This window comes from Lachnoclostridium sp. An118 (assembly GCF_002160985.1).
Classification (GTDB): Bacteria; Bacillota; Clostridia; order Lachnospirales; family Lachnospiraceae; genus Claveliimonas; species Claveliimonas stercoravium.
In genome coordinates, this window is sequence record NZ_NFLQ01000003.1 from 174,066 (window position 1) to 186,250 (window position 12,185).

The window sequence follows — 12,185 nt, forward strand, 5'->3', positions numbered from 1 at the left end:
GCAGCTCCAAGATGTATTCGCATGCGGTTCCTTCGCGCGCCTCTCATCAACCGGCTGCTTTCTGTGGGGGTGTCCCGGATGCTACTTCTTCTTTTCCAAGCCTTTTTGCATATTGCTCTGTCTGACTGCAATCCTATCCTATCCGGCATCATTTGTCAAGCCCTTCCGGGCAGATTGCTTTTTCCCATGTTCCATTGTATAATTTTTAAATCATCACCTATGAGCGAAAGGACAGAGAATGCTATGAACATTTATGACATTTCCAAAAAGGCAGGGGTCTCTATTGCCACCGTATCCCGGGTGCTGAACGACAGCGCCAAGGTGAGCGCAGCCACACGGCAGAGGGTTCTGGACGTAATAAAGGAGACAAACTATATGCCAAACGCCTTTGCCCGAAGCCTGGGCCTGAATTCCATGTACACGGTAGGCCTTCTCTGTTCCGATCCTTCTGATGTCTACCAGGCCCAGGCCGTCTGCTATCTGGAGCGGGAGCTGCGAAATCATTCTTACACCTCCATGCTGTGCTGTACAGGCGGCCGCCTTGAAGAAAAGCAGAATTATCTGCACCTCCTCCTGTCCCGGAGCGTAGACGCCCTTGTCTTCATCGGCTCCCATTTTATAGAGCAGTCCGATGCCCAAAACAGCTACATACGGGAAGCTGCGAAGAAGGTACCTGTCTTTATACTGAACGGATCGCTAGAGGCTCCCAATGTATATTCCGTTCTTTGCGATGACCGCAAAGCCTCCTTCTCCATAACAGAGCTTGTCCTCAGCCGAGGAGCCCGGTCCCCGGTCTTCCTGTATCGGGCCCTCAGCTACAGCGGCAGAAGAAAGCTCTGTGGATTTCAGGATGCCTGCCAAGAGCATGGGATCTTCGTAGACGAGCGGCATCTCATCCCTGCTCCGGGAGACATCCCCGGAACTTGTCTCGCACTGGAAAACCTGCGGGATACCGGGATCATCTTCGATGCAGTTGTCGCGGCAGACGATGAGCTGGCCGTGGGCGCTGTCAAGTACGCACAGAAGAAAAACCTGTCCATACCGGAGCAGCTTCAGATCACGGGCTACAACCATTCCGTGCTCTCCCTCTGCAGCACACCGGAGCTCACCACCGTGGACAACCGGATCGAGTACATGTGTACAGCCGCCGTTTCTCTACTGATGCAGGTGTTTGAAGGAAAGGAGCTCCCATCCATGACCATGTACTCCGGCTTCATTGTGGAGGGCGGGACCAGCCGTCCCGGGAAATGATCCCTCTATCTTTCTTCTAGGTCAAATCCAAAATACCGCACGGCATTGTTATAGGAAATCCCTTTGATCAGCCTCTCCAGCCTCTTCTCATCACAGGGGTATTCCCCGTTTTCCACCCATCCGCCGATGAGTTCACACAGGATCCGCCGGAAATATTCATGGCGGGGGTAGGACAGAAAGCTCCGGGAGTCTGTCAGCATACCGATAAAATTGCCCAGCAGGCCCAGATTTGCCAGAGATGTCATCTGTTTCACCATTCCCTGTTTGTGGTCATTAAACCACCAGGCTGCACCCTGCTGCAGCTTTCCCACTGCGCTCCCATCCTGAAAGCATCCTATAAGAGAGCCAATCAGCTCATCGTCTCCCGGATCCAGGCTATAGATGATCGTTCTGGGCAGCCTTCCCTCCTCCTGAAGTCCGTTCAGGAAATCCGCCATCTGCCCGGCAGGGCTATAGTTGGAAATACAGTCATAACCAGTATCCGGTCCCAGTCTGTTAAACATCCTCCTGTTGTTATCACGTCTGCATCCGCAGTGAAGCTGCATAGCCCATCCCCGTTCCACATATTCCCCGGCCACAAAGCTCATAAAGGCTGTCTTGAATTTCATCTCCTCCTCCTTTGACACAGTACCTTCCGCCAGCCGGGATGAAAAAATTTTCTCCAGGTTTTCCTCCGTCTCCGGAACATACATAATGTATTCCAGTGCGTGGTCACTCACCCGGCACCCCATACTGTCAAAGAAATCCATCCGGCGGCACAGCGCCTCCTTCAGATCTCTGAAGCTCTCTATCTTCATGTCCGCCGCTTCTTCCAGCCTTTTCAGATAATCTACATAGTCCGGCTTTTCTATATTCATAGCTTTGTCCGGCCTCCAGGCAGGCAGTACCTGCACCGTGAACTCCGGATCTTCTTTCAGGATCCTGTGCCACCGCAGATCGTCAGCCGGATCATCTGTCGTGCACAGCAGAGTGACCCCGCTGTGCCGGATCAGATTTCTGGCGCTCATAGATGGCTCCTGAAGCTTCCGGCTGCAGATCTTCCAGACCTCAGGAGCCGTATCTGTATCCAGCACACCGTAATACCCAAAATACCGCTGCAGCTCCAGATGGCTCCAGTGGAACAGGGGATTTCCCACTGCCTTTTCCAGTGTTTCTGCCCACTTCAGAAACTTTTCATAGTCCGGGGCATCTCCTGTTATATAGTACTCATCTATGCCGTTTGATCGCATCTGCCTCCATTTGTAGTGATCTCCTCCCAGCCAGACCTGTGTCATATTTTCAAACCTCCGGTCCTTTGCGATCTCCTCCGGGCTGATATGACAGTGATAATCCAGTATCGGCATTTTTTCAGCAATATCGTGAAATAAATGCTGCGCCGTTGGGGTCGTCAACAAAAAATCCCTGTCCATAAATGGTTTCATATTCCTTCCTCCCTATACCTTTTGTCTTTTTTGTAAGCGCTTACACCTATTATAATTTTTTTGACGATAAAAAACAACTAAAAATCTGATTGTCCGCTAAAACACTGTATCTATCAGCATTTTCAAGGGTTTAAATACTTCAAATTACTACGATTTTACTACCATTGAATGAGCCTTGATACGTTAGAAATCCCAGATTTGCAAAGATATGGTACAGCACATCAGTATTGATAAACTAAAAATTGAATATCGCAAGTAGATTATGGAACGCCGATATTGACGTTCCTTTTCTATTTTCAGCCGTTCAGAAATGGACGGCTTTTTCTATATCCAAACGAAAGGAGAATTTTAAAAGCTATGAAAAAGATATTGAAGCGATTAGCCACAGGCTTCCTTGCCTTTGCGACTATCGTTACCGCTTTGCCGACAACGGCAGTCCACGCTTCTGAAACGCAATACTGGACAGAAAGAGCGGAGCGAGCAGGCTATATCGAAAAGGTTATGAATGACGGTTCTATCGGTTCGACCTTTAATGAGGGCATTATGAAAGTTGAGGGTGAAACTGCCTACTGCGTGGACATCAACACCAACTTCAAGAACGGCTACAAGACCAGAGCCGACGCAAGCACACGCATGAGTGCCGACCAGATTTCCGACGTTGCCCTCTCTCTGGAATATGTCAAGCAGTACGCACAGAGCCACAGCGAGCTGAACTATAAACAGGTTTATCTTCTTGAACAGTGCGTCGTATGGCAGAGATTGAGCGTTCATCTTGGCTGGCAATGCGATAACGTCAGAGCTTCCTATGATGAAATCTCAAAAGCCGTACAGGACGAGGTTTACGCTGGGGCGAAAGCCTTTGCCAGCGAGAACAAGGGGCGCTATGAATGTGGCGGTTATATCTACTCTGGCGAGGGACAGGACATTGGACAGTTCTGGGCGAAACTTGCCGTAGGAAATGCCACCCTTAAAAAGACTTCCAGTAATGCCAGCATTACCGACGGAAACGGGCTTTACTCTATCGCTGGTGCGACATATGGTGTCTATTCTGATAAGGACTGTACGAAACAGCTTGCCACCCTTACGACTGATAACAGCGGAAATACTGATGTTGTGGAAGTAAAGGCTGGCACAGTCTACATCAAAGAGCTTTCTGCTCCTGCTGGCTATAAGGTGGACAGCACTGTCTATTCTTTAAATGTGGAAGCTGGCAAGACAGCGACACTCAATGTATCAGATACGCCAAAGGTCACAGACACCTTGATTGAGCTTTTCAAGATTGACATGGAAACACAGAAAGACGCTCCACAGGGCGACGCTTCCCTAGATGGTGCGGAGTTCACATGGAAATTCTATGCGGGACACTATACCGCCGACAATCTTCCTAGCGAGCCGACAAAGACATGGGTGACAAAGACAATCGCTGAAAAGGATAGCGACGGCACTATCCATTACGTTTCCCGCCTTTCTGATGAATATAAGGTATCTGGGGACAGCTTCTATACACAGGACGGAAAGAACGTGCTTCCTTTAGGAACGCTGACCGTTGAGGAAACAAAAGCTCCTAATGGCTATCTTCTTGACGGTGCATATATGCAGGCAAACGGTAGCGAGGAACAGATTAAGGGAATGTACCTTACACAGATTACCGAGGACGGCGACATTGCCGTACTGTCTGGAAGCAATCAGTACCATGTATCAGATAAGGTTATCCGTGGCGGTGTGAAAATCCAGAAACGAGATTTGGAAACCAGCGATACCAAAGGTCAAGGAAGTGCGACCTTGAAAGACGCTGAATTTGAAATCATTTCCTTAAATGACAATGTCGTACTTGTCGATGGGAAACTTTACAACAAGAATGAAGTGGTAAAGACAATCCTTACCGATATTGAGGGCGTGGCTTCTACTTCTGCTGACCTTTTACCTTATGGAAAATACCGTATCGAGGAAAGCAAAGCACCAGAGGGCTATTTGACGGACGGTGCAGAACCGATTGAATTTGAAATCACAGAGGACGGAAAAATCGTTGACCTTACAGGTACGGACACGTCAATCTACAATCAAGTGAAGCGTGGCGATTTAGAGGGTGTCAAGATTGGTGCTGGCACACACCAGCGTCTTGCGGGAGTTCCGTTTAGGATCACCAGCAAGACCACAGGTGAGAGCCATGTTATCGTAACTGATGATAACGGGCAGTTCTCCACTTCTTCTGACTGGGCTTCCCACAAGCACAACACCAACGCAGGAAAGACCAGCGAGGACGGTATCTGGTTTGGAACAAGTGAGCCAGACGACAGCAAGGGTGCATTGCTTTACGATACCTATATCATTGAGGAATTACGCTGTGAGGGCAACAAAGGCTTTGAGCTTATCCCACCGTTTGAAATCGTGGTGTCCAGAAACAACGTGACCGTTGACTTAGGGACACTCACTGATGAATACGAGAAAGAAATCTCTATCCATACCACAGCCACAGGCAAGGACGGCGAGAAGTCTATCGTCGCTGGCAAAGAGGTAACAATCGTTGACACGGTTACACTTGACGGGCTGGAAAAAGGCACAAAGTATCAGTTGAAAGGCTGGCAGATGTTGAAAGAGGAAAATGCCGAGCTTCTTATTGACGGACAGCGTGTAGAGAACAGCTATACCTTTACCGCTGATGATGAAGAAATGAAAGTGGAAATTTCCTATACATTCAATGCGTCTGATTTAGGTGGAAAGAACCTTGTAACCTTTGAGGAACTTTACGACCTTTCCAACGAGGACGAGCCTGTAAAGGTGGCTGAACATAAGGACATTAGCGACGAGGGACAGACGGTGCTTATCACGGAGCGTATCATCTCTATCCATACCACAGCGACCAGCGAGGACGGAAAGAAAGAGATTGAAGCAGGAAAAGACGTGACAATCATTGATACCGTTACTCTTGACGGCTTGGAAATCGGCACTAAGTATCAGCTCAAAGGCTGGCAGATGATTAAGGACGAAAACGCTGAGCTTATTATCAATGGTGAACGTGTTGAAAATGACTATACCTTTACTGCTGACAGTGAAAGCATGGAAGTACAGATTGCTTTTACATTCGACGCTTCCGAGCTGGGCGGAAAAGAGCTTGTGACCTTTGAGGAATTATACGATTTGAGCAATCCAGACGAACCGACTAAGGTTACAGAGCATAAGGACATTGAGGACGACGGGCAGACTGTGACAATCACAGAAGTACCAGAAACACCAGAAGAACCTACACCAGAACAGCCGACCACACCAGATACACCGACAAAAACAAGCGACGCTCCAAAGACAGGTGATAATACAAACATTGCCTTATTCTTAGGGCTTCTTGTTCTCTCTGGTGCAGGCGTGGCAGGAACATACTTCATCAAGCGTCGTAAACGCTCATAGGATAATCTGCTTATGATGATGAAGAAATCACGTTCCCCGCCGATACATGGAAACGGCGGAGCTTCCCTTTATTCTGGCTTGTCCGCCACCCACCTGTAAGCACACGGACAGTCAAGGGTGCTTTTAAGCATTTACCTGCCCTTGACGGTCTGGGGGCTTACGGGTATCACACCGCCAGCCAGAATAAAAGCATGAACAATCAACAGATTTTATAGAAATGAGGTATGAATACATGAAATTGAAATATATCGTGCCTAACATGGCACAGACTTTTGGTAACTTAGAGTTTGCAGGAGAAAACGAGGTAGAGCAACAGCGTGTCAATGGTCGCTTTGTTCCCGTGACAAGAAGCTATAACCTGTATTCCGACATTCAGAGAGCCGACGACATTATCGTGGTGCTTCCCGCAAAGGCTGGTGAAAAGCGTTTCAAGTATGAGCAAAAAGTAAAGCTCGTCAATCCAAAGATTACCGCCGAGGGAAAGAACGTGCGAGGTCGTGGCTACACAAACTATATCTTAACGGCTGATGATATGCTTCCAGCCGAGGAAAGCAAGTAAAGGGGGTATCAGACTATGAGATTAGCGAATGGAATTGTATTAGATAAGGAAAAGACTTTCGGTGTTTTGAAATTCTCTGCCCTTAGACATGAGGTGCGTGTGGAGAATGAGGACGGGACGACCACCGAGGAAATCAAGCGTAGAACCTATGATTTGAAGTGCAGTCAGCAGGAACGCACAATACAGGTATCTATCCCAGCGGAAATCCCTGTCAAAGACTATCCGTACAATGCCGAGGTGGAGCTTATCAATCCTGTTGCCGATACCGTGGCAAACGCCAACTATCGAGGGGCAGACGTGGAATGGTACATCAAGGCAGACGACATTGTATTGAAGAATAAAGGCGGTCAGCCCGCAGGCAATCCACAGAACCACGCTCCGCAGGGACAGCAGAAAAAATAATCGTTGAACCATGTTTTCATTGTAGGTTGTAATAGATAGATATATAATTGTTGTACAATAAAACAATGTGAGGTGTTTTGAATTGGGTAAACGTCCAGAATTTCGTGAAATCAAATCCTATGATGATTTTTTAAGGTATTATTGGTATCGTGAAGAATTATCTGAAATATGCAAAAATCTTGGAATAGATTATACAGGAACAAAGCAAGAATTAAACCACAATATTGAGGAATATTTTAAGGGAAATCTAATTAAGAAAAAACATGTATATCATTCTAAAAAGGTATGTAAAGAAATATCCTTAGACTGTCCATTGCTTGATTGTGGATTTTCCTTTAATTCCAAATTCAGAAGTTATTTTTCAAAATTGACAGGCATTGATAATTTTAAGTTTACAGCAGATATGGCAACAGCATGGAGAAAAGTAAAAAAAGACCATGATATAACTTTCACCATTCAAGATATGCTTGATGTGTATAATCAAAACTCGGATTATGCAAAATATGATAATTCAACTTGTGAGTGGAATAAATTCTTGAAAGATTTTTGTGCTGATGAAAAAAATAGTATGTTTCAAAACAAGCTAAAAGTAGCTTCAATCCTATGGAAAAAAGTTAGAAATTCTGCACGTCCAAAAGTATATACTCAGCATTTAGTAGATGAAAACATGGACTTATTAAGTGAATACTTATAACAGTGTTTATAAGGTGTACGGCGGTTAATTTTTACGATTGACCGCTTTTTCATATCCAGAAAGGGGTGTTTATGAACATTTTGAAATATAAGGGAAAGCGTATCAGAGCCAGCGACAAGAACCTTGTGTACCGCTTCTGCGCGGGTACGCTCCTGCTCCTGTTCGTAGCGGTTCTTTTGCTACTGAACATAGGACAGCTCATGCGTACCGATTGGGAGCATTTCAGCCTGCTTGATAATGGTGTGACGCTTTCCACATACAACTTCATAACCATAGGGATAGCGACTGGTGTTTGTGCATTGGTCGCTTTTCTTTATTACCGCTTCTTCCATGACAGCTTCAAGAAGCTATTACACCGCCAAAAGCTCTCCCGCATGATACTGGATAATAAGTGGTATGAAGCCCAGACCGTACAGGATAGCGGTTTTTTCACTGACCTGCAGAGCAGATCAAGGGAAAAAATCGTCTGGTTTCCTAAAATCTATTATCAAATGGACACGGGCTTGCTCCATATCCGCTGTGAAATCTCTTTGGGAAAGTATCAAGACCAGCTCCTTAGACTGGAAGACAAGCTGGAAAGCGGGCTTTACTGTGAGCTGACCGACAAGACACTCCATGACGGCTATATCGAATACACCCTGCTCTATGACATGATAGCGAACCGTATCACGATTGACGAGGTAAAGGCTGAAAACGGGGGCTTGCGTCTGATGAAGAACCTCACATGGGAATACGACGCACTCCCTCACGCCCTTATCTGTGGCGGGACTGGCGGTGGAAAGACCTATTTCCTGTTGACAATCATTGAAGCCCTCTTGCAGACCAACGCCCATCTTTACATCTTAGACCCTAAGAACGCTGACCTTGCGGACTTGGGTACAGTCATGGATAACGTGTACCACACCAAAGAAGATATGATTGAATGTGTCAATGCGTTCTATGAGGGCATGGTACAGCGAAGCGAGGAAATGAAGCACCACCCAGACTACAAGACGGGCGAGAACTATGCCTATCTGGGGTTACCGCCCTGCTTCCTTATCTTTGACGAGTATGTGGCGTTCTTGGAAATGCTGGGGACAAAGGAAAGCATGAGCCTTTTGAGCCAGCTAAAGAAAATCGTCATGCTTGGCAGACAGGCGGGCTATTTTCTCATTGTTGCCTGCCAGCGACCCGACGCAAAGTATTTCAGCGACGGTATCAGAGATAACTTCAACTTCCGTGTGGGCTTGGGACGTATCAGCGAGCTTGGCTACGGTATGCTCTTTGGAAGCGACGTAAAGAAACAGTTCTTCCAGAAGCGTATCAAAGGACGTGGCTATTGTGACGTGGGTACGAGCGTTATATCAGAGTTTTACACTCCCCTTGTTCCAAAGGGGCATGATTTTTTACAGACTATCGGCTCTCTTGCACTGGCAAGGCAAGCCGTATCAGATGAACGAAAGGAGAATTGAAAAATATATGGGACTTTTAGAAATGGGTTACAGCGACCCTACCGCAGATTTGCACGTCGAGGGTGTCTGCGTAGACTTTGACCGCTTTCTTGCGGATTTGGAAAGTGTCGCTGGCACGACTGACGATAAATGTGAGGAATTTCCGACAGAAGCCTATCATGCACGCATGGAAGATATTCTGACAGAAGCGGGACTTGGGAGATTGAAACTTCCGTTGCTTTTTTCCGTCGTGCTGGACGAATGGCTTTCCATTCATGGGTTCAACTACCGCTTTACGTTCCTTGTGGTGGATAAGGATTTTTTCAGACAGATATACCATGAATATAAGATTGACAAAGAGATTGTCAGAAAATGCCTTTCTGCCGATACCGACGTTATCGTAGTTTATACGGGCGTAACAAGTGTTGACTGAACCACTGACGGCTGGAACGGTCAGCGGAGCGACCCAGACCGTGTAAGCCGTCCTGTGGAGCAGGGCTTGCCCTGCTCCACGAAGAAGCCCCTCGGTATCTAACAGAGGGGCACAATTCCGCTGGAAACTACGGTCAAAAAGTCTGGAAATCCCGCTTGGCATAAGGGTTTTCTGAAACTACTGACCGACTGTGACAATCGGCGGAAAATATCACACTTTCACGATTGGGGGTATGCAGGCTGAATGAAAGCACCTTTATCACCGCCTTGAAAGAGAAACGCCTATCTTACGGCGTGTCCCAGACAAGGCTTGCAATCATGGCTAATGTTAGCCGTGAACACTTGAACCGTATCGAAGCGGGAAAGGTCAAGCTCACGGACGATATGCAGGAAAAGCTCATGGAAGCGGTCGAGAAATTCAATCCCGACGCTCCCATGTTCCTGCTGTTCGACTATGTGCGTATCCGTTTCCCCACGCTGAATATACAGCACGTTATCAAAGATATATTGAAGCTCAACATTGACTATATGCTCCATGAGGACTACGGACACTACAAGTACACAGAACATTACTATCTGGGTGATGTGTTCGTCTATACTTCACAAGATGAGGAAAAAGGCACGCTTCTGGAACTGAAAGGAAAAGGCTGTCGCCAGTTTGAAAGCTATCTGCTGGCACAGGAGCGTAGCTGGTATGACTTCCTCATGGACGCACTCATTGAGGGCGGTGTGATGAAACGCCTTGACCTTGCGATTAACGACAGGGCGGGCATACTGGATATTCCAGATCTGACCGCCAAATGCAACCGTGAGGAATGTGTTTCCCTGTTCCGTTCTTTCAAGTCCTATGCTTCGGGTGAGCTGGTGAAGCACAACGAGCAGGACAAGGCAGGCATGGGACACACGCTGTATATCGGCTCTCTGAAATCGGAAGTCTACTTCTGCTGTTACGAGAAGAACTACGAGCAGTACGCAAAGCTGGGAATACCGATTGAGGAAGCACCCATAAAGAACCGCTTTGAGATACGATTGAAAGATGAAAGAGCCTATTATGCCGTCCGTGAACTGCTGACCCATTATGACGCAGAACAGACGGCATTTTCTATCATCAATCACTATATCCGCTTCGTGGACAGAGAGCCAGAGAAGCGAAAGACAGACTGGAAGCTCAATGACCGCTGGGCGTGGTTTATCGGGAAAGACCGCCCGCCTGTCAAGCTGACGACAGACCCAGAACCTTACACGCTGGAAAGGACGCTTGGCTGGATAAGCCGACAGGTCGCACCTACGCTTAAAATGCTGAAAAAGATAGACGCTGGCAACAGTACAACCTATCTGAAAGAGATTGAGGACAACGCAAAGCTGACGGAAAAGCACTTGCAGATAATCAGACAGCAGACAGTGGACACAGAGGAGCTTATCACAGAGTAAAGGAGAATTGAGATTATGGCAGAACTTGTCAAGGATTTGGTGCTGGTATCGCTGGGAATGGGTATCGGTGTCGTACTTATGAGTATCGCACAGGTCAGCAAAATGGCTGACGAACAAATGGAAGAAATCAAGAAAGAAAGGATTGATAAAGAATGAATTTCGGACAGAACTTATACAACTGGTTTTTAAGCAACGCCCAGAGCTTGGTGCTTATGGCAATCGTGGTAATCGGTATCTACTTAGGATTTAAGAGAGAGTTTTCTAAGTTAATCGGCTTCCTTGTGATTGCCTTAATCGCCGTCGGGCTGGTATTCAATGCAGGCGGTGTCAAGGACGTGCTGTTAGAGCTGTTCAACCGTATCATTGGAGCGTAGCCTATCGTTAAAAGCGGTTACTCCTTTGGAGATCAACCGCTTTTTCTATACTCAAATTTCAGATTGGAGTGGTTGATTGAAAGATATTTTTACGGATATGCAGGCAAAAATCGGGTGTCCGTATCTCTCCGACCTGCCCTACTACAAGCGTGCGGTCTGGTTTGAGATGAAACGCCTTTGCCTGTCCGACTACCCTAAGAAACAGTTGGAAGATTTTTCACGCTATGTATTCGGTGTGCCTTACACCGTCATACAGGAAGCGTTACAAAGAAAGGACGTGATGAAACATGGAAGAAATGCGTGTGCAGATTGAAGCCAGAGAGCCGACAGACGGCGAGATACGAGCCTTTTGGTTCACCCTGCCTATCGACACGGAACAGGTGGAAGAACTGCTGGGGATTGATGTAGATACAGACTATTATTACATCACGGGCAAGGAGTTTCCCTTTGCTGATGAAGTGCAGGAAGATACCACCATTGAAAAACTCGACGACCTGTACCATACCTATGAAAGCCTGCCCTCTGACTTGAAAGAGGACTACGGGGAGCTGATGTGCTATTTCACTGACCTAGACGAACTGCACCGATACAGAAACAACATCATTCATTATTCATGGTGCAGGAACATGACGGACGTTGCCCGCCATATACTATACAACGACCCAGACTTTACTTCCCTTAGTGAGAGTGTCACTCGCTATTTCGATTTTGAAGCCTACGGGCAGTATCTTGACGACAACGGACGCTTTGTGGAAACCGACCACGGTATCTATGAACTTCCGTAGAAAA

At 47.0% G+C, this 12,185-nt stretch carries 13 protein-coding genes; 12 read left to right on the top strand and 1 reads right to left on the bottom strand.

Annotation, left to right across the window (positions count from 1 at the left end):
- Nucleotides 1-243 precede the first annotated feature (243 nt).
- Nucleotides 244-1,251 (top strand): LacI family DNA-binding transcriptional regulator, encoded by a 1,008-nt coding sequence (locus B5E62_RS03870; protein WP_087173358.1) that lies wholly within the window; start codon nucleotides 244-246, stop codon nucleotides 1,249-1,251.
- A 5-nt stretch (nucleotides 1,252-1,256) separates the two neighbouring features.
- On the opposite strand, the gene uxaC is transcribed toward B5E62_RS03870, so the two are convergent.
- A complete protein-coding gene (gene uxaC / locus B5E62_RS03875) occupies nucleotides 1,257-2,672 on the bottom strand; it encodes a glucuronate isomerase (protein ID WP_087173359.1) in 1,416 nt (471 codons plus the stop codon).
- 357 nt (nucleotides 2,673-3,029) lie between these two features.
- On the opposite strand from uxaC, the gene B5E62_RS03880 reads away from it, so the two are divergent.
- From B5E62_RS03880 to B5E62_RS03930, 11 genes are all read left to right on the top strand, one after another.
- The gene (locus tag B5E62_RS03880) at nucleotides 3,030-6,074 is read left to right on the top strand and encodes an SrtB-anchored collagen-binding adhesin (protein WP_087173360.1); all 3,045 of its coding nucleotides are present in this window, start codon (nucleotides 3,030-3,032) and stop codon (nucleotides 6,072-6,074) included.
- A gap of 232 nt (nucleotides 6,075-6,306) precedes the next feature.
- Entirely contained in the window at nucleotides 6,307-6,633 is a 327-nt protein-coding gene (locus tag B5E62_RS03885; protein WP_087173361.1) for a YdcP family protein, read from the top strand.
- 15 nt (nucleotides 6,634-6,648) lie between these two features.
- Complete coding sequence (locus B5E62_RS03890) at nucleotides 6,649-7,035, top strand: YdcP family protein (RefSeq protein ID WP_021401038.1); 387 nt, start codon at nucleotides 6,649-6,651, stop codon at nucleotides 7,033-7,035.
- A gap of 82 nt (nucleotides 7,036-7,117) precedes the next feature.
- The gene (locus tag B5E62_RS03895; RefSeq protein ID WP_087173362.1) at nucleotides 7,118-7,729 is read left to right on the top strand and encodes an SAP domain-containing protein; all 612 of its coding nucleotides are present in this window, start codon (nucleotides 7,118-7,120) and stop codon (nucleotides 7,727-7,729) included.
- Nucleotides 7,730-7,800: 71 nt separating this feature from the next.
- The gene (locus tag B5E62_RS03900) at nucleotides 7,801-9,180 is read left to right on the top strand and encodes an FtsK/SpoIIIE domain-containing protein (protein WP_087173363.1); all 1,380 of its coding nucleotides are present in this window, start codon (nucleotides 7,801-7,803) and stop codon (nucleotides 9,178-9,180) included.
- Entirely contained in the window at nucleotides 9,161-9,592 is a 432-nt protein-coding gene (locus B5E62_RS03905; RefSeq protein ID WP_162610248.1) for a hypothetical protein, read from the top strand. Before B5E62_RS03900 ends, B5E62_RS03905 begins: the two co-directional genes overlap by 20 nt.
- 239 nt (nucleotides 9,593-9,831) lie before the next feature.
- The gene (gene mobT, locus B5E62_RS03910; RefSeq protein ID WP_162610251.1) at nucleotides 9,832-11,022 is read left to right on the top strand and encodes a MobT family relaxase; all 1,191 of its coding nucleotides are present in this window, start codon (nucleotides 9,832-9,834) and stop codon (nucleotides 11,020-11,022) included.
- 15 nt (nucleotides 11,023-11,037) lie between these two features.
- On the top strand, nucleotides 11,038-11,178 hold the full coding sequence (locus B5E62_RS03915) for a DUF3789 domain-containing protein (RefSeq protein WP_075877385.1): 141 nt from the start codon (nucleotides 11,038-11,040) through the stop codon (nucleotides 11,176-11,178).
- Nucleotides 11,175-11,396, top strand: coding sequence for a hypothetical protein (locus B5E62_RS03920; RefSeq protein ID WP_010817890.1), 222 nt, complete (start codon nucleotides 11,175-11,177; stop codon nucleotides 11,394-11,396). The genes B5E62_RS03915 and B5E62_RS03920 overlap by 4 nt, the downstream gene beginning before the upstream one ends.
- Before the next feature lie 76 nt (nucleotides 11,397-11,472).
- A complete protein-coding gene (locus B5E62_RS03925; RefSeq protein WP_060815474.1) occupies nucleotides 11,473-11,709 on the top strand; it encodes a hypothetical protein in 237 nt (78 codons plus the stop codon).
- Nucleotides 11,684-12,181, top strand: a complete 498-nt coding sequence (locus tag B5E62_RS03930) for an antirestriction protein ArdA (RefSeq protein WP_087173365.1) — start codon at nucleotides 11,684-11,686, stop codon at nucleotides 12,179-12,181. Before B5E62_RS03925 ends, B5E62_RS03930 begins: the two co-directional genes overlap by 26 nt.
- Nucleotides 12,182-12,185 lie beyond the last annotated feature (4 nt).